17 protein-coding genes are annotated in these 23,051 nt (G+C 62.8%); 9 read left to right on the forward strand and 8 right to left on the reverse strand.

Annotated elements, in window-relative coordinates:
- Nucleotides 1-89: 89 nt before the first annotated feature.
- From MJ639_RS15255 to MJ639_RS15265, 3 genes are read left to right on the forward strand one after another with little or no spacing between them, the layout of a single operon-like run.
- Nucleotides 90-1,076 carry an SPFH domain-containing protein gene (locus MJ639_RS15255; RefSeq protein ID WP_243374593.1) on the forward strand — a complete coding sequence of 329 codons (987 nt, stop codon included), beginning with the start codon at nt 90-92 and terminating at the stop codon, nt 1,074-1,076.
- The gene (locus MJ639_RS15260; protein WP_243374594.1) at nt 1,073-1,522 is read left to right on the forward strand and encodes an NfeD family protein; all 450 of its coding nucleotides are present in this window, start codon (nt 1,073-1,075) and stop codon (nt 1,520-1,522) included. The genes MJ639_RS15255 and MJ639_RS15260 overlap by 4 nt, the downstream gene beginning before the upstream one ends.
- A 19-nt stretch (nt 1,523-1,541) precedes the next feature.
- Entirely contained in the window at nt 1,542-2,195 is a 654-nt protein-coding gene (locus MJ639_RS15265; protein ID WP_243374604.1) for a glutathione S-transferase family protein, read from the forward strand.
- A gap of 145 nt (nt 2,196-2,340) precedes the next feature.
- Here MJ639_RS15265 and MJ639_RS15270 read toward each other — a convergent pair whose 3' ends face one another.
- Both MJ639_RS15270 and galU read right to left on the reverse strand, forming a co-directional pair.
- Nucleotides 2,341-3,333, reverse strand: a complete 993-nt coding sequence (locus MJ639_RS15270) for a KpsF/GutQ family sugar-phosphate isomerase (RefSeq protein WP_243374606.1) — start codon at nt 3,331-3,333, stop codon at nt 2,341-2,343.
- Nucleotides 3,334-3,382: 49 nt separating this feature from the next.
- Entirely contained in the window at nt 3,383-4,249 is an 867-nt protein-coding gene (galU, locus tag MJ639_RS15275) for a UTP--glucose-1-phosphate uridylyltransferase GalU (RefSeq protein WP_243374609.1), read from the reverse strand.
- A 206-nt stretch (nt 4,250-4,455) separates the two neighbouring features.
- Between galU and galE the strand changes: the two genes are divergently transcribed.
- The 3 genes from galE (at nt 4,456) to MJ639_RS15290 (ending at nt 8,193) form a co-directional block, all read left to right on the forward strand.
- Nucleotides 4,456-5,442 carry a UDP-glucose 4-epimerase GalE gene (gene galE / locus MJ639_RS15280; RefSeq protein WP_243374611.1) on the forward strand — a complete coding sequence of 329 codons (987 nt, stop codon included), beginning with the start codon at nt 4,456-4,458 and terminating at the stop codon, nt 5,440-5,442.
- A 220-nt stretch (nt 5,443-5,662) separates the two neighbouring features.
- A complete protein-coding gene (locus MJ639_RS15285; protein WP_243374612.1) occupies nt 5,663-6,877 on the forward strand; it encodes a lytic murein transglycosylase in 1,215 nt (404 codons plus the stop codon).
- 56 nt (nt 6,878-6,933) lie between these two features.
- On the forward strand, nt 6,934-8,193 hold the full coding sequence (locus MJ639_RS15290; protein WP_243374613.1) for an SGNH/GDSL hydrolase family protein: 1,260 nt from the start codon (nt 6,934-6,936) through the stop codon (nt 8,191-8,193).
- A 69-nt stretch (nt 8,194-8,262) separates the two neighbouring features.
- On the opposite strand, the gene MJ639_RS15295 is transcribed toward MJ639_RS15290, so the two are convergent.
- The 3 genes from MJ639_RS15295 to MJ639_RS15305 form a co-directional block, all read right to left on the reverse strand.
- Entirely contained in the window at nt 8,263-9,684 is a 1,422-nt protein-coding gene (locus MJ639_RS15295) for a glutamate synthase subunit beta (protein WP_243374614.1), read from the reverse strand.
- A gap of 19 nt (nt 9,685-9,703) precedes the next feature.
- On the reverse strand, nt 9,704-14,419 hold the full coding sequence (gene gltB / locus MJ639_RS15300) for a glutamate synthase large subunit (protein WP_423790808.1): 4,716 nt from the start codon (nt 14,417-14,419) through the stop codon (nt 9,704-9,706).
- A gap of 662 nt (nt 14,420-15,081) precedes the next feature.
- The gene (locus MJ639_RS15305; RefSeq protein ID WP_243374615.1) at nt 15,082-16,554 is read right to left on the reverse strand and encodes a DUF1254 domain-containing protein; all 1,473 of its coding nucleotides are present in this window, start codon (nt 16,552-16,554) and stop codon (nt 15,082-15,084) included.
- 376 nt (nt 16,555-16,930) lie between these two features.
- Between MJ639_RS15305 and MJ639_RS15310 the strand changes: the two genes are divergently transcribed.
- Complete coding sequence (locus tag MJ639_RS15310; RefSeq protein ID WP_243374616.1) at nt 16,931-18,007, forward strand: threonine aldolase family protein; 1,077 nt, start codon at nt 16,931-16,933, stop codon at nt 18,005-18,007.
- 166 nt (nt 18,008-18,173) lie between these two features.
- Here the strand turns inward: MJ639_RS15310 and MJ639_RS15315 are convergent, their stop codons facing one another.
- The gene (locus tag MJ639_RS15315) at nt 18,174-18,632 is read right to left on the reverse strand and encodes an Hsp20 family protein (protein WP_243374617.1); all 459 of its coding nucleotides are present in this window, start codon (nt 18,630-18,632) and stop codon (nt 18,174-18,176) included.
- 196 nt (nt 18,633-18,828) lie between these two features.
- Here MJ639_RS15315 and MJ639_RS15320 point away from each other — a divergent pair, with 196 nt between their 5' ends.
- On the forward strand, nt 18,829-19,812 hold the full coding sequence (locus MJ639_RS15320) for an alpha/beta fold hydrolase (protein WP_243374618.1): 984 nt from the start codon (nt 18,829-18,831) through the stop codon (nt 19,810-19,812).
- Here MJ639_RS15320 and hisN read toward each other — a convergent pair.
- Nucleotides 19,802-20,584, reverse strand: a complete 783-nt coding sequence (hisN, locus tag MJ639_RS15325; protein WP_243374619.1) for a histidinol-phosphatase — start codon at nt 20,582-20,584, stop codon at nt 19,802-19,804. The genes MJ639_RS15320 and hisN overlap by 11 nt on opposite strands.
- A gap of 131 nt (nt 20,585-20,715) precedes the next feature.
- On the opposite strand from hisN, the gene MJ639_RS15330 reads away from it, so the two are divergent.
- Nucleotides 20,716-21,975 carry an MFS transporter gene (locus MJ639_RS15330; protein WP_243374620.1) on the forward strand — a complete coding sequence of 420 codons (1,260 nt, stop codon included), beginning with the start codon at nt 20,716-20,718 and terminating at the stop codon, nt 21,973-21,975.
- 158 nt (nt 21,976-22,133) lie between these two features.
- Here MJ639_RS15330 and MJ639_RS15335 read toward each other — a convergent pair whose 3' ends face one another.
- A complete protein-coding gene (locus tag MJ639_RS15335; RefSeq protein WP_243374621.1) occupies nt 22,134-23,024 on the reverse strand; it encodes an N-formylglutamate amidohydrolase in 891 nt (296 codons plus the stop codon).
- Between the last annotated feature and the right edge of the window lie 27 nt (nt 23,025-23,051).

The raw sequence follows: 23,051 nt of genomic DNA on the forward strand, positions 1-23,051 counted from the left end.
GGTAGAATAGCAGCTTGTAAGAGCCACTAGGAGTTTTTGCCCCTATCGGATAGCTTGTGTGTACGCAATTCCGTTGCCTTGAGGGTTCCATGCTGGGTGGTTTCGATATTTTCGTGATTGTTCTTGTTCTCGTGGTCGTCGTGACGATCGCGATGGGGGTGAGGACGGTGCCGCAGGGCTATGCCTATACGGTCGAGCGCTTCGGGCGCTATTCGCGCACGCTGACGCCGGGCCTCGGCCTCATCGTTCCGTATATCGACCAGATCGGGAAGCGCGTGAATGTCATGGAGCAGGTGCTCGACATTCCGCGCCAGGAAGCCTTCACCCGGGACAATGCGGGCGTCACCATCGACGCGGCGGCGTTCTATCAGGTGCTCGATCCGGCTCGCGCTTCTTACGAAGTCTCTGACCTCAATCAGGCGCTTCTGGTCTTGACCATGACCAACATCCGCACGGTGGTCGGCTCCATGGATCTCGACCAGCTTCTCTCGCATCGCGACGAGATCAACGAGCGCCTCTTGCGCGTCATGGATGCCGCAGCCTCGCCCTGGGGCGCAAAGGTCACCCGCGTCGAGATCAAGGACATTCTCCCGCCGCAGGATCTCGCCGGCGCCATGGCGCGGCAGATGAAGGCCGAGCGCGAGAAGCGCGCCGCCGTTCTCGAAGCCGAAGGCTTGCGGCAGGCGGAAATCCTGCGCGCCGAAGGTGAAAAGCAGTCGCAGATTCTTTCGGCCGAAGGCCGCAAGGAAGCGGCTTTCCGGGACGCTGAAGCACGCGAGCGCCTGGCGGAAGCCGAAGCGAAGGCCACGTCCATGGTGAGCAATGCGATCACAAGCGGCGATCTCGCGGCGGCCAACTTCATCGTGGCGGAAAAATACATCGACGCCATTCGCAGCATCGCGACGGCACCGAACCAGAAGGTGGTGATCGTGCCCATCGAAGCGGCGGGCCTCGCGGGCACGCTCGGCGGCATCGCGGAACTGACGAAATCCGTGTTCGGTGGCGATGGCGGCCCTGCTTCGCCGAGGCCTGCGCGCAGCGTGCCTGCCGTCACGAAGGGAGCCGAGCGCTCATGATCCGCGATGCCTTCATCAGTCTCGGCGCCTGGAGCTGGATCATCCTCGGCCTCGTGCTGATCGGCATCGAGTTGCTCGCGCCCGGCATCTTCTTCCTCTGGCTCGGGCTTGCCGCCGTCGTAACCGGCTTGCTCGATGCCGCGCTCGATTTGTCTTGGCAGAGCGCTGCCATCATCTTTGCGCTGCTCTCAGTGGCGGCGGTTGTGATCGGCCGCTTCGTCACGCGCTCGAAGGATCAGGCGGAAGCATCTGCCGCTCATCTCAATCAGCGTGGCCAAGCGTTGGTGGGGCGCGTGTTCACGCTGGACGCGCCGATCAAGGACGGGGAAGGGCGCATCCGTGTCGATGACAGCTCTTGGCGCGTCACCGGTGCCGATCGCCTCAAAGGTGCGCGGGTTCGCGTCGTGCGCGTGGAAGGGTCGACCCTGGTAGTGGACGACCCCTGAAAATTCAGGAGCAGTAAGAATGGCCTTGAAGCTCTATGCGCATCCCTTCTCGTCCTACTGCCAGAAGGTTCTGATCGCGCTCTACGAGAATGACATCTCGTTCGAATACCGAACGCTCGGCGACGAGCCGGCGCATGCGGAACTCGCGTCTCTCTGGCCGATCAAAAAGTTTCCCGTTCTCGTCGACGATGAGCGCACGGTTGTCGAGGCGAGCATCATCATCGAACATCTGGGTTTGTATCATCCCGGCCCCGTGAAGCTCGTTCCCGACGATCCGCGTGCGGCTCTCGACGTGCGGATGATGGATCGCTTCTTCGACAATTACGTCATGACGCCGATGCAGAAGATCGTGGCCGACCGCATCCGCGCGGAATCGGATCGCGATTCTCATGGTGTCGTCGAGGCAAGGAGAATGCTCGATACGGCCTATGCGTGGCTCGATTACACGATGGCAAATCGGGAATGGGCAGCGGGAGACGGCTTCAGCATGGCCGATTGCGCGGCGGCTCCGTCACTGTTCTATGCGGATTGGGCGCACCCAATCGACGCAGAGCACACCAATGTTCTCAGCTATCGCAAGCGTTTGCTCGCACGTCCGTCATTCGCGCGCGCAGTGGACGAGGCGCGTCCCTATCGCTCGTTCTTTCCGCTCGGGGCTCCCGACCGGGATTGACGGTCAGTTATTTTCGATTCCCAACAAAGCGTGGACCTCATCCTGAGGAGGCGCGTAAGCGCCGTCTCGAAGGAGGTTCCAGTGCTTTCTGGAAACGCCTCGCCCTTCGAGACGCTTCGCACCTCAGGGTGAGGCTACGTTGTGATCAGGCAGCGCCTGCACGCAGCAGGTCGAGGTAATGCACGAGGCCCACGGGCTTGTCGTTCTCGACCACGATCAGCGCGGTGATGCGTGCGGTTTCCTCGATCTCGAGCGCGGTTGCCACCAGCGTATCCGGCGCGATGGTGCGCGGCGTCTTGGTCATGATGGCGGTCACCGGCAGCGTGCCGAGATCGGGGCGGAGATTCCGGCGCAGGTCGCCGTCCGTGACGATGCCCGCGAGCGTGCCGTCCGGATTCGTCACGATCACGCAGCCGAAACCCTTGCGGCCGATTTCCTCGATGGCCTCGTCCATGCGCGCATCGACGCCGACACGCGGCAGGCGCTCGTCCTTGTGCATGATGTCGCGCACGAGCTTGAGGCGCGCGCCTAGCTTGCCGCCCGGATGGAACACGCGGAAATGCTCCGCCGTGAAGCCGCGTCGCTCGAGAAGCGCGATGGCGAGCGCATCACCCAGTGCGAGCTGAATCGTGGTGGAGGTGGTGGGAGCCAAGCCGTTCGGGCAGGCCTCCTTCGCTTTGGGCAGGGTCAGGCAAATGTCGGCGGCGTGGCCCAGGGTCGACCCCGCGTTGGAGGTAAACGCGATCAGCGGCACCCGGAAGCGGCGCGAATAGCCGATGATGTCAGCCAACTCCGCCGTTTCGCCGGACCAGGAGAGCGCGACGATCACGTCCTCCGGCTGCACCATGCCGAGATCGCCGTGGCTGGCTTCCGCCGGGTGGACGTAATGGGCGGGCGTACCGGTGGAGGCCAGCGTCGCCACGATCTTGCGGCCGATATGGCCGGACTTGCCCATGCCGGTCACAATCACGCGGCCCTTGGCGGCGGCGATGGTCTCGACGGCGGCGGTGAAGAGGGGGCCGAGCCCGTTGCCGATGGCGTCCATCAGGATGCTTAGGCCCTCGCGCTCGGTTTCGAGCGTGCGGAGGGCAGAGGCGACGGCCTGGTCGGCGGAGGATTTTGTCTGTGCAAGTGCCATGGCCGCCCTTTACCATAAGCGGGCGGCCATGAGGAACCCTGAAACCCGGTTACTTTTGGCGCAGGAAGGCTTCCAGCTCCTGGCGGAAGCCGGCGCCGAGGTCCTCGCGCTCCAGGGCATAGGCGACGTTCGCCATCAGGAAGCCGATCTTCGAGCCCGTATCGTAGGTGCGGCCCTCGTACTTCATGCCGAAGAACTTCTGTTCCTTCATGAGGCGGATCATCGAGTCGGTGAGCTGGATCTCGTTGCCCGCACCGCGCTCTTGGGTTGAGAGCAGGTCGAAGATTTCGGGCTGGAGGATGTAGCGGCCGGAGATGATGTAGTTCGAGGGGGCGGTGCCCTTCGGCGGCTTTTCCACCATGCCGGTGATCTCGAAGGTCTGGCCGAATTCCTGGCCGACCGAGACGATGCCGTATTGGTGCGTCTGGTCTTCCGGCACTTCCTCCACGGCGATGATGTTGCCGCCATGCTTGTCGTAGGCCGCGATCATCTGCTCCATGGAGCCACGGCTGAGCATGTCGGGCAGCAGCACCGCGAAGGGCTCGTCGCCCACGAGCTCACGGGCGCACCACACCGCATGGCCGAGGCCCAAGGGCTCCTGCTGGCGCGTGAAGCTCGTCTGGCCGGCCTTGGGCTGGTCCTTGGCGAGGATCTCCAGCTCCTTGGTCTTGCCGCGGGCTTCCAGAGTCTTGTTCAGCTCATAGGCGATGTCGAAATGGTCCTCGATCACGGCCTTACCGCGACCGGTGACGAAAATGAAATGCTCGATTCCCGCAGCCCGAGCTTCATCGACCACGTGCTGCACCACGGGCCGGTCGACCACGCACAGCATTTCCTTCGGCACCGCCTTGGTGGCGGGAAGGAAACGGGTGCCGAGGCCGGCAACGGGAAGGACTGCTTTGCGAATGCGCTTCATTGATTGAGCCATGGTTAGCAGGGGAGAGGGAGGACAAACTAAGGCAGGAGTGGCAAAAGGAAACCGCTTACCGTTAAGCTTAAGTTCCCATAGCACCGGATGCTCGCCTTATGCATCGGTGTTTCATCCTTATGGGCCTGGACCTGAATTGAAGCTGAAGCGTTTTGGTAAACCGCCGCAGCATGCGGCTTCAGGGAGAAGCGGGAATGACGGTTCTGGTCACGGGCGGCGCGGGCTATATCGGCAGCCACATGGTGCTCGAGCTATTGGATGCGGGCGAGCAGGTAGTGGTCCTCGACAACCTGTCGACCGGGTTCCGCTGGGCCATCCCCGAGGCCGCAACCCTCGTCGTGGGTGATGTGGGCGACCAGGATCTCGTGGCTAAGGTCATCGAGGAGCACGGGATCGACAGCATCCTGCATTTCGCCGCCCGCATCGTGGTGCCCGAATCCGTTACCGAGCCGCTGGGCTATTACTTCAACAACACCGTGAAGACGCGGGCACTCATCGAGACGGCCGTGAAGACGGGCATCAAGAACTTCGTGTTCTCCTCGACCGCCGCCGTATACGGCAATGGCGAGGCCGGCCTGCTATCCGAGGACGTGCCGCTCGCGCCAATCAATCCTTATGGGCGCAGCAAGCTCATGAGCGAATGGATGCTCCAGGATGCCCATGTCGCCCATGGCCTGCGCTATGCGATCCTGCGCTATTTCAACGTGGCGGGCGCTGATCCCAAGGGCCGCTCGGGCCAGTCGACGCCTCAGGCCACGCACCTCATCAAAGTGGCGGCCCAGGCGGCTCTCGGCCAGCGGCCCCATCTCGACGTGTTCGGCACGGATTATGCCACGTCCGATGGCACCTGCGTACGCGATTACATCCAGGTCAACGATCTCGCCCGCGCCCATCTCGTGGCGCTGAAATCCCTGCGCGAGGGCGGCGATTGCGCAGTTCTGAATTGCGGCTACGGTCACGGAGCCTCGGTGCTGGAAGTTGTTGATGTGGTCAAACGGGTCTCGGGCGTCGATTTCGAAGTACGCCTCTCTCCCCGGCGGCCGGGCGATCCGGCCCAGCTCGTGGCCAAGGTCGACCGCATCCGAAGCCTTGGATGGCAGCCGCAGCATGACAATCTTGAGGAAATCGTCGATCAGGCGCTGCGCTGGGAGCGGACCCTGATGGGACGCAAAGCCGCATAGCCCCTCCCTATAAGGCTAGGTGTCAACCGGCTGTTAACTCTCTTAGTGTCGCATTGGCAGGGCAATTTCTGCCCTGTTCTCGTGAGCGACATTCATGCGCCAGCCGTCTTTCTCGAGCATCGGACCCAAAAGTGGAATGCACTTTTGGGATCAATCCGATGCCCTTTTCAATAAAGAGCGCATCGTTCGACGCGGAAAACCGGGGCCACTTTTCCGCACGATGCGCTCGGTTCGCCGCTTCTGCGGTGCTCTCCTTCTCGGCCTGAGTTTCACCTTCGGCATGGAGAGCCTTGTGCATTCGGCCAAGGCGCAGCAGGTGTCCGATGCTGGGTTCCAGCGCTTCGTGCAGGGCCTGTGGCCGGCGGCCAAGGCCAGGGGCGTCTCACGCGCCACGTTCGACGAGGCCTTCCGCGGCGTTCAGCCCGATCCGAAGATCATCGCGCTCACCAAGAAGCAATCCGAGTTCGTCCGCCCGATCTGGGAATACATCAACGGCTCCATCTCGGCCGAGCGCCTGCGGCGCGGGCAGCAGATGGGCACGGAATGGTCTCAGACGCTGACCGCCATCGAGAAGACCTATGGCGTGCCTCGCTCCGTGGTGCTCGGCGTGTGGGGAATGGAAACCAATTTCGGCAGCTTCACCGGCTCGATCTATGTGGTCCGGGCGCTCTCGACCCTGGCCTATACGGGCTATCGCGGCGATTTCTTCAAGGAAGAGCTTCTGATCGCCCTTCAGATCCTGGAGCAGGATCATATCAGCCGCGACAAGATGCTGGGCTCCTGGGCGGGCGCCATGGGCCAGACCCAGTTCATGCCCTCAAGCTTCATGCAATATGCGGTCGACGGCAACCGGGACGGGGTGCGCGATATCTGGTCGTCCGTGCCGGACGCGATGGCCTCCACCGCCAATTACCTGCGCCAGAAGGGCTGGGAGCCGGGTCTGCCCTGGGGCTTCGAGGTCCGTCTGCCGCAGGGCTTTGATTTCGGCTATCTGAGCGGGACGTTTCCTCAATGGCAGCATGTGGGCGTGCGCCGCGTCGATGGTAAGCCCATGCCGCAGGCAGGCGAGGCGACCCTGTTCCTGCCCGGCGGAGCGAATGGCCCGGCCTTCCTGGTCACGAAGAACTACGACGTGATCAAGGCCTATAACTCCTCCGATGCCTATGCCATGGGCGTGGCTCATCTCGGCGATCGGGTCATGGGCGGGCAGCCCATCCAGGGCGCGTGGCCCAAGGACCAGCCCATGCTCGCCAAGGAGGAGCGCCAGGAACTGCAGCAGCGCCTGGCGCGGCTCGGCTTCTACGAGGGCGAGACGGACGGCAAGTTCGGCTCCAAGACCCGGGATGCCGTGCGGAACTTCCAGCTCCGCCGTGGCTTGGTTCCCGACGGTTATGCCGATTACGCGGTCCTGCGCGAATTGCGCACGACCCGCTGACAGGTCCGGAGAAAGCCCTATAACAGGAGTGGTCCGGACTTTTCGTGGAACCACTCATGCGGCTGTTGACGATCCTTAGCCTTATCGGTCTGAGCCTGCTTCTCACCGTGGGAAGCAGCCCATCCGTCATGGCGCAGGGCTATTACTACCCGCAGCAGCAACAGCAGCCCCAGCAGCGCGGCTACCGTCCCGATCCACGAAATTATCCGCCGGGATATTATCCCGGAAAGCTCGTTCAGCCAGCTCAGCCTCAGCCGCAGCAGGGCTTCAGCCTGCGCCGCTTCTTCGGCGTGCCCGATGAACCGCCGCCGCCGACGCAGGCGCCCGCCGCCAGGCCGCGCAAGGCGCCTGCGCCGGCTGTCGCAGCAAAGCCCGAGAAGCCCAAGGTCGATCCCACCACGCATGTGGTGGTCTTCGGCGACTCGCTTGCCGAGTTCGCGCGCCAAGGTCTCGATGCGGTCTATGCCGAGGATCAGGATGTGGCCGTCGTGGGCAAGATCCGGGGCGGCAGCAATCTCGTGCGCAGCGATCCTGCCGAATGGCCGAACTTCATCAAGGCGACCTTCGATTCCGGGCAGAAAGCCACGGTCGCCGTCGTCATGTTGGGCCTGAGTGACCGCCAGGCCTTGCAGGAGGGCGAGGAGCGGATCGAGCTGCTCACCGATCGCTGGAAGGACATCTACACGAAGCGCGTCGACGCGGTGATGGCGAGCTTCAAGGAACGCAACATCCCCGTGGTGTGGATCAGCCTGCCGCCTATGAAGAGCAGCAGGCTCTCCGAAGAGCTCATGGCGATGAACGAGGTCTATCGCGAGAGCGTGCAGCGGAACGGCGGCGCGTATGTGGATATCTTCCCCGGCTTCGTGGACGACGAAAACCGCTACACTTCCTTCGGCCCCGACGTGGATGGCGAGCCCGCGCGTCTGCGCACGGAGGATGGCGTGTCCTTCACCAAGGCGGGCGCGCGCAAGGTCGCTCACTTCGCCGATGTGGAGATCAAGAAGATCCTCGAGTCCGTTCGCACCGGCGCGCCTGTCGCTGCAACTCCGACGGATGGACAGCCGGTCGCAAATATCGATGCTGCTCTTCCCACGCCGCCCGATGCGGCGACGCCGATCGCACTTCCCGTGAAGCCGCTTGTCGGACCCGTGCTGCCGTTGACCCGTCAGGACGTGACGCCTGGCGGCACCCTCGTCACCGCTCCGCCGAAACTGAACGGTGACAGTGCCTATTCCGTGCAGCGCGCGCTGCGCACGGGCATCGCGCCGAGTTCCCGCCCTGGCCGCGCAGACGATTACCGCTGGCCGCGGAGTTGATATCCGAAACAAAAAAGACGGCCGATCCTTCTGGATCGGCCGTCTTTTTCTTTTCGATGACCTGATCGATCAAACCGGCAGGTTGCTCTCGCCCATGAGATAGGTGTCGATGGCGCGCGCGGCCTGGCGGCCTTCGCGGATCGCCCACACCACGAGGGACTGACCACGGCGCATGTCGCCGGCCACGAAGACCTTGTCGTTGGAGGTCTTGTAGCTCTTGTCGTCGGCGACCACATTGCCACGGCGATCCATGGCAACGCCGGACTGCTCCAGCAGACCTTCCTTCACCGATCCTGCAAAGCCGATGGCGAGGAAGACGAGGTCGGCCTTGAGAACGAATTCGGTTCCCGCAATCGGCTGGCGCTTCTCGTCGACGCGGGCGCATTGCACGCCGACAGCCTTGCCGTTCTTTCCGACGATGCCGAGCGTCGCCGCCTGGAACTCGCGCTCTGCGCCTTCAGCCTGCGAGGATGAGGTGCGCATCTTTGTCGGCCAATAGGGCCACACGGTGAGCTTGTCCTCGCGCTCCGGGGGCTTGGGGCGAATGTCGAGCTGCGTGACGGAAAGCGCGCCCTGGCGGAACGCCGTGCCGACGCAATCAGACGCCGTATCGCCGCCGCCGATGACGACGACGTGCTTGCCGCCCGCGATGATCGGCTCCATCGTCACCTCTTCACCACCGACGCGCTGGTTCGACTGGGTGAGATAGGGCATCGCGTAATGCACGCCCTTGAGATCCTGGCCCGGCAGGTTCGGATTGCGCGGATCTTCCGCGCCGCCCGCGAAGAGCACCGCGTCGTACTCGTTGTGGAGCGACGCGAAGCTGCGGTCCACGCCGATATTGACGCCGCAATGGAAGGTGACGCCTTCGGCCTCCATCTGCTTCACGCGACGGTCGATGTGATACTTCTCCATCTTGAAGTCGGGGATGCCGTAACGCAGCAATCCGCCGGGACGTGCCTGACGCTCGAACACATGCACGTCATGACCGGCACGCGCGAGCTGCTGCGCGGCTGCAAGACCAGCAGGGCCGGAGCCGATGACGGCGACGCGCTTGCCGGTGGAGAAGCCTGCGGGTTCCGGCTTGATGAAGCCCATCTCCCACGCCTTGTCGGCGATGGCCTGCTCGATGGTCTTGATGGTGACCGGCTGGTTTTCGAGGTTGAGCGTGCACGCTTCCTCGCACGGAGCGGGGCAGACGCGTCCCGTGAATTCCGGGAAGTTGTTAGTGGTGTGGAGGTTGGCGGCAGCCTCCTCCCAATCGTTCTGCCAGACCAGATCGTTCCAATCCGGAATCTGGTTATGCACCGGACAGCCCGTCGGTCCGTGGCAGAACGGGATGCCGCAATCCATGCAGCGTCCCGCCTGCTTCTTCAGATCGTTGTCGTCGAGCGGCAGCGTGAATTCGCGGAAGTGGCGCACGCGCTCACCGGCGAGCTGATATTTCTGCTCCTGCCGGTCGTATTCGAGAAAGCCTGTGACCTTGCCCATCGTTGTGCCCCTTTAATCCTTATTCCGCTGCCTGCAGGTTCCGGAGACGATCCATCTCCTGGAGCGCGCGACGGTATTCAACCGGCATCACCTTCACGAACTTGGTGCGGAAGGTCGACCAATTGTCGAGGATCTCCTTCGCGCGGGCCGAGCCCGTATAGGTGTGGTGATTGGTGATGAGCTGCATCAGGCGCTCTTCGTCAGGGCCGGACATATTGGCCATGATGTCGATGCGGCCCTTGGTCTCCAGATCGCCGCCGTGATGGTGGAGACGACGCATGAGGTCCTCCTCCTCCTCGACGGGTTCGAGATCGACCATGGAGAGATTGCAGCGCTTCGAGAACGTGCCGTCCTCATCGAGCACATAAGCAATGCCGCCCGACATGCCCGCCGCGAAGTTGCGTCCGGTCTGACCGAGAACGACCACGAGACCGCCGGTCATATATTCGCAGCCATGATCGCCGGTTCCTTCGACAACCGCGATGGCGCCGGAATTGCGCACGGCGAAGCGTTCGCCTGCAACACCGCGGAAATACGCCTCGCCTGCAATCGCGCCGTACATCACCGTGTTGCCGGCGATGATCGAATGCTCAGGGATAGCCCTGGTGTTGGGCGACGGCTTGACGATGAGCTTACCGCCGGACAGGCCCTTGCCGACATAGTCGTTCGCGACGCCTTCGAGTTCGACGGTCACGCCTGCGGCAAGCCACGCGCCGAAGCTCTGGCCTGCTGTGCCTTTCAGCTTCACCGTGATCGTGTCGTCGGGCAGACCCTCATGGCCGTAGCGCTTGGCCACTTCGCCGGAGAGCATCGCGCCGGCTGAGCGGTCTGAGCTGCGGATCGTCGCCTCGATGGTGACGGCCTCGCCATTCTCGAGCGCAGGCGCGGCCTGCGCGATGAGCTTGCGGTCGAGCACGTCCGCGATGGGATGAAGCTGACGCTCCTGGTGGCGGATCGCCACCTCGGCAGGCACCTCCGGCTTGTGGAACAGCTTCGTGAAGTCGAGGCCCTTCGCCTTCCAGTGATCGATGGCAGCGTTCTTGTCGAGAAGGTCGGACTGGCCGATCAACTCGTCAATCGTGCGGAAGCCCATTTCAGCCATCAGCTCGCGCACTTCCTCGGCCACAAAGAAGAAGTAGTTGATGACGTGCTCGGGCAGCCCCTTGAAGCGCTTGCGCAGAACCGGATCCTGCGTGGCGACGCCGACAGGGCAGGTGTTCAGATGGCACTTGCGCATCATGATGCAGCCTGCAGCGATCAGCGGCGCGGTCGAGAAGCCGTATTCATCGGCGCCGAGCAACGCCGCGATCACCACGTCACGACCGGTGCGGAGGCCGCCGTCGGCCTGCAAGGCCACGCGACCGCGCAGGCGGTTGAGCACCAGTGTCTGCTGCGTTTCGGCAAGGCCGATTTCCCACGGCGAGCCAGCATGCTTGAGCGAGGTGAGGGGAGATGCGCCCGTGCCGCCCTCGAAGCCCGAGATCGTGATGTGGTCGGCGCGTGCCTTGGCGACGCCTGCCGCCACGGTGCCGACGCCCACTTCGGCCACGAGCTTCACCGACACGTCGGCGGAGGGATTCACGTTCTTCAAATCGAAGATCAGCTGCGCGAGATCCTCGATGGAGTAGATGTCGTGATGCGGCGGCGGTGAGATGAGACCGACGCCTGGAGTCGAGTGGCGCACGCGGGCGATCTTCGCATCGACCTTATGGCCGGGAAGCTGTCCGCCTTCACCGGGCTTCGCACCCTGTGCGACCTTGATCTGCATCATGTCCGCATTGACGAGATATTCCGTCGTCACGCCGAAGCGGCCCGAGGCCACCTGCTTGATGGCGGAACGCTTGGAGCGTCCGTCGGATAGCGGACGGAAGCGCTCCGGCTCCTCGCCGCCTTCGCCGGTGTTCGACTTGCCGCCGATGGCGTTCATGGCAAGCGCGAGCGTCTCGTGCGCTTCCTTTGAGATCGAGCCGTAGGACATGGCGCCCGTGGAGAAGCGCTTCACGATCTCCTGCGCGGGTTCGACCTCATTGACGTCAATGGGCGCACGGCCGTTCTCTTCCGCCTTCTTGATGCGGAAGAGGCCGCGGATGGTCTTGAGCTCGTTATCCTGCTCGTTCACGAGACGCGCGAATTCGCGGTAGCGATCCTGCGCGTTGAGGCGAACGGCGTGCTGCAGTGTGGCGACCGTGTCAGTGTTCCAGGCGTGAACCTCACCGCGCTGGCGGAAGGCGTATTCGCCGCCCACATCGAGCGCGTTGCGGTAGATCGGCGCGTCGCCGAAGGCATCGCGGTGACGGCGCAGGTTTTCTTCCGCCACCTCGTCCATGCCGATGCCTTCGATGGAAGTCGCGGTACCGAAGAAGTCGCGGGCCACGAAATCGGACTTGAGGCCGACCGCATCGAAGATCTGCGCGCCGCAATAGGATTGATACGTGGAGATGCCCATCTTCGACATCACCTTGAGAAGGCCCTTGCCGATGGACTTGATGTAGCGCTTTACCGCCTCATCGGCGTCCACTTCTTCCGGCAGCTCGCCGGCCTCGTGCATGGCTTCGATGGTTTCAAAAGCGAGATACGGATTGATCGCTTCCGCGCCGTAGCCGGCAAGACATGCGAAGTGATGGATCTCGCGCGGCTCACCGGATTCGAGCACGAGGCCGACCGAAGTGCGCAGGCCCTTGCGGATCAGATAGTTGTGCACGGCCGCAGTGGCGAGCAGCGCTGGGATCGGAATGCGGTCCGGGCCCACCATGCGGTCGGTGAGGATGATGATGTTGTAGCCGCCATGGACGGCCGCCTCCGCGCGGTCACAGAGACGGTCGAGTGCGCCGTCGAGCGCTGATGCGCCGAGTTCCGCATCATAGGTGATGTCGAGGGTCTTGGTGTCGAAGCGATCCTCGAAATGGCCGATGCAGCGGATCTTCTCCAGATCCTCGTTGGTAAGGATCGGCTGGCGCACTTCGAGACGCTTGCGGCGCGAGGTGCCTTCGAGATCGAGAATGTTCGGACGTGGGCCGATGAACGAGACGAGGCTCATGACGAGTTCTTCGCGGATCGGGTCGATCGGCGGGTTCGTCACCTGCGCGAAGTTCTGCTTGAAATAGGTGTAGAGAAGCTTCGGCTTATCGGAGAGCGCGGAGATCGGCGTGTCCGAGCCCATCGAGCCGACGGCTTCCTGGCCTGTCACGGCCATGGGCTGCATGAGGAGCTTCAGGTCTTCCGAGGTGTAGCCGAAGGCTTGCTGACGGTCGAGAAGCGACACATCGGTGCGTGACTCGCGCGCCTGCACGGGCTTCAGGTCTTCGAGCACGATCTGTGTGCGCTTCAGCCACTCCTTGTAGGGATTGGCCTGCGCGAGCTGCTGCTTGATTTCGTCGTCGGAGACGATGCGGCCCTCTTCCAGATCGATGAGGAGCATCTTGCCCGGCTGAAGACGCCATTTCTCGACGATCTTCTCTTCCGGAATCGGCAGCACGCCCATCTCGGAAGCGAGCACCACGAGGCCGTCATCGGTGACGAGATAGCGCGCGGGGCGCAGGCCGTTGCGGTCGAGCGTCGCGCCGATCTGCTTGCCGTCGGTGAAGCACACGGCGGCGGGGCCGTCCCACGGCTCCATGAGGGCGGCGTGATATTCGTAGAACGCGCGGCGGTCGTCGTTCATGAGCGGGTTGCCGGCCCATGCTTCCGGGATCAGCATCATCATCGCGTGCGACAGCGAATAGCCGCCGCGCACGAGGAATTCGAGCGCATTGTCGAAGCAGGCGGTGTCGGACTGGCCCTCGTAGGAGATCGGCCAGATCTTCGAGATGTCGTTGCCGAAGAGTTCCGAATCGACGGAAGCCTGGCGCGCGGCCATCCAGTTCACGTTGCCGCGCAGAGTGTTGATCTCGCCGTTATGCGCGACCATGCGATAGGGGTGCGCGAGCTGCCAGGTCGGGAAGGTGTTCGTCGCGAAGCGCTGGTGCACGAGAGCGATGGCGCTCTCAAAGCGCGGGTCCTGCAGGTCGAGGTAATAGTCGCGCAGCTGCGTCACCAGCACCATGCCCTTATAGACGATGGTGCGCGAGGAGAGGCTCACCGGATAATAGCCGGCGGTGCGCTCGTCCTTCATGTCGTAGACGGCGTTGGAGATGACCTTGCGGGCGAGGAACAGACGACGCTCGAACGTCTCCTGGTCGTCCATGCCCTTGCCCTTGCCGATGAAGATCTGGCGGTGCAGGGGCTCGGTGGCCTTCACGCTCTCGCCGAGATCAGTGGAATCGACAGGCACCTCGCGCCAGCCGAGAACCTGCAGGCCCTCATCGGTGATCGCCTTGGAGACGATCTCCTCGACGAGCTTGAAGCCCTCAGGATTGCGCGGCATGAACAGGTGGCCGACGCCGTATTGGCCTTCTTCCGGCAGCCAGATGCCGACCTTGGCGCATTCGGCCGCGAAGAACTTGTGCGGGATCTGGACGAGAATGCCGCAGCCGTCGCCCATCTTCGGGTCTGCGCCCACCGCGCCGCGATGGTCGAGATTGTGCAGGATCGACAGGCCCTGCTCGACGATCTCATGCGTCTTGCGGTTCTTCATGTCGGCGATGAAGCCGACGCCGCAGGAATCCTGCTCATTGGAGGGATCGTAGAGCCCTTGGGCCGGAGGCAGGCCCGGATCGCGTACCGTCCGCGGATCCGTTTTGACGGCCGTGCGGCTCGGGACTTTCGCTTCCTGGCTTCTCATCGGCACGTCGCTCATCTTTAGATCCTCACATCCGAACACGTCATCTGAGCATCGGGCCCAAAAGTGGGACGCACTTTTGGGAGCAATCCGATGCTCCGCTCTATTTTCCGCATCGTATGGGACGGAAAACCGGTTCCCACTTTTCCGCACGATGCGGTTCTTCAAGGCGGTTTTCGGGCCGCCGGATGACAGGAGGATCGTCCGGAGTGCCCGCCGCTTTTCAGGGTTTCGAGGGTTTGGGTCCGGCAGGGGAGCCCGCACCTCGCGGGCACCTTTGGGCTGTCTTCAGCCCAGAGTCGCCCGTTCCGCCCACGTTTTGCGGGCGGTTTTCGTGGTATCTCGTTTCGTTCGCGTCAGGCGAAGCATCAAGAAAACCTCAAGGCGAGAGGGTGCAGGCACCCGAAATGGGACAGCATGGCTGTCCTAATGCGGTCAAACTGCCAGAGATCGCGGCACCGCACAAGAGGGTTTAGAAAAATTTTAGACAAAAGTTACAAGCCGCCGACTCGGAATGTAACAAAAGCAATTTTTGGAAAGCCCAAACGAAAGTCTTAGCCGAAGGGTCAATGATCTTGACATGTTGGGGCATGCGTACGGGGAACCCAAGGGAATACATCCCTCGCAGAGGAAGCTATGCATGCATGGCGCCAGGGCAGAGCCCCGGCGCCAGGGTAGCGTCATTGTGCAGCCAGGCTCTGCGCGCCTTCGAGCTTGATGACCGGGGGCGGGTTCCAGCGGCCCGTCAAAGCTGCCGGCATGGGGGCATAGAGCCTCATGGTCAGGTTGAAGGCCCCTTTCGGAGCAGGAAGCCAGTTGGCTTCCCTGTCCTTGCCGGGATTCTCGTTCTGGAAATAGAGATCGAGCGAGCCGTCCATATTGTACTTGAAGGGCATCCAGCTGCTCAATGCGAAGCGGTTGAGGCTGTTCGGGATCTGGAAGCCTTCCGGATCGTAGAGGGTAATCGACCAGAACGCGGCAGCCGGAGGCGTTGCCCCCTTCGCGAAGTGGATCGTGTACCTGTTGGTGCCGTCGAGCGGCTTGCCGGTATCGTCGAACAGGTTGAGTGGGTAGATCGCATCCTCGGGCAGGTTGGCGCCTAGTCCAAGCTGACTCACGATAGCTCGCTTGAGATAGTAATTGCCGTACACGCCCATCGTGTCGGTATTCATCGACCAGCCATTCGCGACGCGGGCCAAGGTCTTCACCTTCCATTCCATGAGCTGCTGTGCACTGGCGGGTGCGGCGTCGAGGGCGCTCTTGACGATGGGTTCAACCTTCTCGACGTCGAAGCTCTTGCCTGCTTCGATGCCGATCCGTTTCATGCGGGCTAAAATCGGCTCGTCGGTCAGGTGGGGTCCGTTGACCTTCAGGAGTTCAGCCGCATAGGCGAAGTACCTGGGGCCCGGCATCGTATCGACTTGGGTCTTGGGCGGTGTCTTCATATCGATGTTCGGATCGATCTTCACTTCGGGCGTTCGCGGGGACTTACCCCACTCGGACAGCGGGGTGACCTTGAGCCCCGCTTGGACCTTGTGGACTGCATCATAATCAGATGGGCCATCTGTTCTGGTCCGGGCGATGATCCAGACATAAGGTGTCGGCGCATCGATACGCTGCGTGCTGGCAGGCAGCCGGAACTCTTCGGCAAATTTCTCGCGCAGATCGGGACGCCAATTGGATGGGGCGACCAGAAACTCACCTGCCTGCGTTCCCGTTGTGCGCCAGCCCGGCGCTGCGAACACATTCGTCCACATGTCGAGCATGGGCAGCAGATAATAGCGGCCGCCCGTGTCCGGAACAGAGACGATCATGGGCTCCTTGGTGAGATCGAGATACGAGACCGAATAGAGCGTATCGAAGTTCGGGCGCACCACGGCCTTGTCATCCGCAGCCGGATAGGTCGGCACATGGTTGAACATGTTCATCGGGCCACGGCCTGGTACTTTGCCCGGTTCGTGGTTGGTGAGCTGCTTGCGCGTCACGTCCATGGTGACGAGCGGATAAAAATACAGATAGGCCTCGACTGCGATGTCGTGCGCCTCCTGATCGGTGAGGGCGGAGGCATCTGTCGCCAACGCTCCAATCCCGAACGCGCTCGCCAGAATTGTCACGCTGAATAACTTGGCAGGGGAATTGAGAAGCCGAGACATGGGATGATCACTCCTTGGAAGATGCCCAGCCCGCTTCTGAAGCTTGATACTACGTCTGTTGGCGCAGGGCTGTGATGTTGAGCACGTGCGCAATCTGGTCGACTCGGGCGCCTCATGCTTGATCGGACGTGACAGAAGCCTGACCATTATGGACAGCCCTGAACCGCATCGCTGCTTCATGAGTATCGCGGGCGGTGCAAGTTGGAGTTACCTTGCTCGATGATGAGGTGCGGCCAGGGAGGGGCGTAGCTGGTCGCAAGGCAGGCTTTCCCGCCCAAAGATGACGGCACTTTGAGCATCCTTCCACCCATGATACTGGCTCCCCATGAGAGCGCATCGACCCTCATCGGGGAGTTTCGCCCAAGGAGATCATTTGATGAATTTCGCAAGCGACAACATCGTGGGTGCCAGCCCTCAGGTTCTGCAGGCTCTGGCTCAGGCCAATGCCGGGGCCATGGCTGCCTATGGGGGCGACGAGATCACCAAGCGGGTGAAGGCGCGCTTCAACGAGATTTTCGAGCGCGAGGTTTCGGTGTTCTTCGTGACCACCGGCACGGCGGCGAACGCGCTGGCACTCTCCTCCGCCGTGCCGCCCTACGGCCTCTGCGTCTGCCATCGCGAGGCGCATATCATCGACGATGAATGCGGCGCGCCGGAATTCTTCATGCATGGGGCGAAGCTCGCAGGCCTCCCCGGCGTTGGAGCCAAGCTTTCGGCCGAGAGCGTTTCGGCTTATCTCAAGAGCCTGCCGAAGGCCGTGAAGCAGATGCCGCCGAAGGCCCTGTCGATTTCGCAGGTGTCGGAATGCGGTCTTGTTTACAGCCGCGAGGAGATCAAGGCGCTTGGCCAAGTCTGCCGCGAGCATAACCTTGCCTTCCACATGGATGGCGCGCGCTTCGTGAATGCGCTCGTGGCGCTCGGCTGCACGCCTGCCGAGATGACCTGGAGGCAGGGCGTCGATATCCTCTCCTTCGGCGGCACCAAGAACGGCTGCCTCATGGCCGAGGCCATCGTGGTGTTCAAGCCGGAGCTCGCAGAGGCGCTGGATTATCGCTCCAAGCGCGCGGGCCAGATCATCTCCAAGGGCCGCCTGATCTCGGCGCAGTTCGAGGGCTATTTCGAAGGCGATCACTGGTATGCCAATGCCCGCCACGCGAACCGTCTGGCAAAGCTGCTCTCGGACGGGCTGTGCGAGCTTCCGGGCGTGCGCCTGGCCTGGGCGACGGAAGCCAACGAGGTCTTCCCGATCATCCCCGCCGCCATGGACAAGGCCCTGCGGGATGCGGGCGTGCTCTACCATCCCTGGACGGAGCTGAGCCTGCCTGCGGGTGAAAAGGTAGGGCAGGGCGAAGCACTGATCCGCCTCGTTCTCTCCTTCGCCACGAAGGAGGACGACGTGCGCAAGGTGCTCGACATTGCCCGCTCTGTGGCCTCCCGCCAGGCGGCGGAGTGATGTTGCCCTAACCTTGCCGCATTCTCCCGCAATCTGTGGCCCATCGAGACCTTACCAACGGGGCCCTCTCCAAGCCCCGGCGGGATACCCAGGACCAGGGTTTCAAAAACAAAAAAGCGCCCCGGATCAACCGGGGCGCTCTTGTTTTGGGCTTCAGGCAAAGACCTTAGGCAGCCTGCTTGGCCTCGATGGCCTGGGAGCCGTTCGCTGAAATCGGGATGAGCTTCGGCTTCTTGGCCTCGGGGGTCTCGCGGAAGAGATCGAGGTGGAGCAGACCGTTCTCGAGGGAGGCACCCGTCACCTGGACGCCGTCGGCCAGCTGGAAGCGCCGGTCGAAGCTGCGGGCCGCGATGCCCTGATGGAGCACCTCAGCCTTGCGCTCTTCATTGGGCTTCTTCTCGCCGCGCACGGAGAGGGTGTTTTCCTTCACCTCGATGGTGAGGTCCTTGTCGGTAAAGCCGGCGACCGCGACCGAGATGCGATAGGCATTCTCGCCGGTGCGCTCGATATTGTAGGGCGGGTAGCTCGGAGCCGCATCGACGCTGACCATCTGGTCGAGCATCGAGAAAAGTCGGTCGAAGCCGACCGTGTTGCGGTAAAGCGGAGCAAGATCGAACTGACGCATGGCATATTCTCCTTAGAAGCAACATGCAGTTTTCGCGATGGACCCACCTTCAAAAGGCTGGGTCCGTAAAGTTGTGACGCCCATTGGGCCGTCACGGTTTCGATGTGGGAATAGGCATCTTTGCTTTCAAGAGGCTCGCCCCAAGCGAAAAAAGCGCCCTATATAGAGAGCAATAGCCTCCCTAGAGATCACGCCCGTGGAATTCTTCCCCACCCCCGACAATCCCGTGCCCGGCGAGCCGGTGCTCACCAGCATCACCACCGCCGACGGCGTTGCCTTGCGCGTCGCCTATTGGATGCCCGAGACCGATCAGCCCAAGGGCACGGTCTGCGTGCTGCATGGACGGGCGGAGTTCATCGAGAAATATTTCGAGACGGTGGGCGACCTTCTGAAGCGTGGCTTTGCCGTGGTCACCTTCGACTGGCGCGGGCAGGGGCTCTCGGGGCGTCAGGTGAAGAATCCGCGCAAAGGCCACGTGCGGCGCTTCGCCGATTACCGGCATGACATCGAGGCCGTGCGCGATCAGATCCTGATGCCGCATATGCCGGAGCCGCATTTCGCGCTTGCCCATTCCATGGGCGGGGCGATTGCGCTCAATGCGGCCTATGAAAGCTGGCTGCCCTTCCGCCGCCTCGTCACCACGACGCCGATGATCGCGCTGTCGATCATCAGGCGCACGGGCGGCGCGGTCTTTCTCGCGCGCTTGTTGAGGATGCTCGGGCTCGGCAAGATGTTCGTTCCAGGCGGCGGCGAAACATCGATCTCGACCCTGCCGTTCAAGGGCAACCGTCTCACGAGCGATCCCGCGCGGTATGCGCGCAATGCGGATGCGGCGACCGCCATCGGTCCCGGCGCCATCGGTGCGCCGACTGTGGCGTGGATCGATGCGGCGTTTCGCTTCATGAAATGCTTCACCGCGCCGAACTACGCGCTGAAAATCCGCCTGCCGACGCTCATCGTCGCTGCCGGCGAGGATCCGGTCTGCGCGACGCCGGCGACGGAGCGTTTCGCAGCGCGGCTGAAAGCGGGCCATGCCATCGTGATCCCCGGCGCGCGCCACGAGATCCTCATGGAGCGCGACGAGATCCGCGACCAGTTCTGGGCGGCTTTCGATGCGTTCATTCCCGGAACGCCCGATCCGGTTTTCGAACCGAAGGCCGAATTGGAGACTATCGGCTGAGCAGCTCGACGGCGGCGGCGTGAACGCGCTTGTCACCTGCCGCCACGATGCGCCCGCCTTGAGCGGCAGAGCCGCCTTCCCAGGTGGTGACGATGCCGCCGGCACCCTCGATGATCGGAACCAGCGCCGCGATGTCGTAGGGCTTGAGGCCCGATTCCACGACGAGGTCGATATGGCCTGCGGCGAGCATGCAATAGGCATAGCAATCGCAGCCATAGCGGGCGAGGCGCGCCACGCTCTCCACACGGTCATAGGCGCGCAGGTCGTCGCCTGCGAAGATGCGCGGGCTCGTGGTTGAGATCACCGCATCCTTCAGCGACGCGCAGCGGCGCGTCATGAGCTTCCGCTCACCGCCGGGGCCGCGATAGGTGGCGCTGCCGCCGTCGCCGAAAAAGCGCTCGCCGGTAAAGGGCTGATGCATCATGCCGAAGACAGGTTGGCCCTTGTAGGTGAGGCCGATCAGCGTGCCCCAGGTCGGCAGGCCCGCAATGAAGGCGCGGGTGCCGTCGATGGGATCGAGCACCCACACGTAATCCGCATTCTCGTTCTCGGAGCCGAACTCCTCGCCGATGATGCCGTGGGTGGGGAAGCTGCGCTTGATGAGATGACGGATGGCCACCTCGGCGGCGCGATCTGCCTCCGTCACCGGATCGAAGGCGCCGCCGCGGGATTTGTCCTCCGTCGCGATGGCCGTGCGGAAGAACGGCAGGATCGCCTGGCCGGACGAGGTGGCAAGCTCGTTGACGAAATGCGTGAAGTCGATGAGCCCCATGCCCGGATGTCCTCGATGTAATCTTAAGCAGGTATCTAACCTTAAGCAGGTCTTGGCCTGCACTCGTCTCGCTTTTATCAAGCGTTTTGCGCGCGGCAAGTGAGCGGCGGCAGATTGAGGGCAAGACATCCATGGATTCTGCAGCCAAGGTTACCCCCAGCCGCTCGGAGACCGCCGCTGTACTCATTGCCGCCCTGGTGGCGATCTATGCGGTGAGCCAGTTCCTGCGCAATTCCGTCGGCGTCATCGCGAATGATTTGGCCCGCGAGTTGAGCCTGTCCGCCACGCAGACAGGGTTCCTGTCGAGCGCCTTCTTCTTCACCTTCGCGGCGGTGCAGATCCCCATCGGCATCCTCATCGACCGCTACGGCCCCAAGCGCGTGACGCTGGCCACCGCCGTGATCGCCGTGGCAGGCACCGTGCTGTTCGCGCTCGCGCCCTCGGCCTCGATGCTGATCGCAGCCCGCGCTCTGATGGGCCTGGGCTGCTCCACCTTCTTCATGGCCCCATTGGTGATCTATGCGCGGCGCTTTCCGCCACAGCGCTTCGCGGCGCTCACCAGCATTCAGATGGGCGGAGCCAATCTCGGCACGCTTGCCGCCACCGCGCCGCTGGCCGCTTCTTCCGCCGCCATCGGCTGGCGCGGCTCGTTCCTGGCGGTTGCTGCCATCACCGTGGTCCTGGCCCTCGTGATCGTGGTTGCGGTGCCGAAGGATTCGGACACGGCCAAGGGTCGCGAGAGCTGGGCCGATGCCTTCAGGGGCGTGGCGCAGGCGGTGAAGGTGCCGTCCTTCCGGTCGGTGTTCTTCATGCATCTCACCACCTATTCCTGCTTCGTCTCCATCGTCGGCCTGTGGGGCGGGCCTTGGCTGACCGATGTGCACGGGGCCGATCTCACGACACGCGGCAACATCCTGCTCCTTGGGGCAGGGGCTCAGATCTGCGGCATGTTTCTCTGGGGGGCGATGGATCGCTTCTGGGGCAGCTATCAGAAACCGGTGCTCATCGGCGGTTCGATGGCCGTCGTGATGATGGCCATCCTGGTCTTCGTGCCTTTGGACCTGACCCTGGTCTCGGTCTGGTTCGTGCTCTTCGGCCTGAGCGTGTCCTGCACGCCGATCCTGACCTCGCATGGGAAGTCCCTGTTTCCGACCCATCTGACCGGCCGAGGGATCACGCTCATGAATATCGGCACCATGGGCGGAGCGTTCCTGTCCCAGAGCGTCACCGGCGTGCTGATCGATGTGATGGGACGTTCAGGAACGGGCGGTTACTCGCCGGAGGGATACCGCCTCGTCTTCGCGGCTTTGGGCGGCTGGCTGCTTCTGAGCTTGTTCTTTTATTTCAAGGCTATCGATCCGCATCCAACCAGATATGCATCTAAGGCATAGCTAAATTGGAATTTTCTATTGATTTTTGTGCGCTGCGAAGCCAATATTGCACTGCGATATGGCGATGGCGTCGCCTTATCGTAAGCCCTTCTTGGGCGTTTCCTCCCTAAACTTCGGGCTGCTGGCAACGGCGGCCTTTTTCTTTTTCTGACCCAGCCTTACTCGGCCGCAATGGGCCTGGTGTTCAGCTCGCCTTCGATATCCGAGATCACCTGGATGAAGGCCTGGAATAGGTCATCCGCCAGCACCGCGAAGCCCGGCTTCTTCTCCATGCTGCGCTCATCCATGTAGAGCGCCCGGTTGATCTCCACCTGCAGAGCATGCCGCCCAAGGGCAGGCTCCCCGTAATGCTCGGTGATGAAGCCGCCCGCATAGGGCTTGTTGCGCACCACCGTATAGCCACGCCCCCTGAGGGCCGCTTCCACGAGATCGATGAGCAGGGTGTGGCAGGCGGTGCCGTAGCGGTCCCCCAGCACGATATCGGCCTTGGGCCCGTCGTCCCGGCTTACGCTGGAGGAGGGCATGGAATGACAATCGATCAGGATGGCCTGGCCGAACAGGTCGGCGGTGCGGCGCACGAGCTGGCGCAGGGACCGGTGATAGGGCTTGTAGAGCCATTCGATGCGATGGAGCGCCTCGTCCACGGGGAGGCGGGAATGGTAGATCTCCTGCCCGTCGGCGACGATGCGGGGGACCGTGCCCAAGCCTCCAGCCACCCGCATGGAGCGGGTATTGGCGAAGGGCGGCAGCCTGCCGTCGAACATGCGGGAATCGAGTTCGTAGGGCTCCCGGTTGACGTCGAGATAGGCCCTGGGGAAGCGGGCGGCCAGGAGAGGCGCGCCGAGTTCCGTCACCGAGGCGAAGAGTTCGTCCACATAGGCGTCCTCCGACCGGCGCAGGGCCACCGCATCGAGCCGCGAGGCGGCCAGGAACGAAGCCGGGTAGACTGCACCGGCATGCGGAGCGTTGAAGACGAAGGGAATCGTCTGCGCCTGAGGCTCATTGAGGACAAAGGGGGGATCGAACTCGTCGACGATGGCTGGCTGCATGAAAATTGGCTGTTCTGGAAAAGAAAT

The sequence above is a fragment of the Microvirga solisilvae genome (assembly GCF_022808595.1).
Classification (GTDB): domain Bacteria; phylum Pseudomonadota; class Alphaproteobacteria; order Rhizobiales; family Beijerinckiaceae; genus Microvirga; species Microvirga solisilvae.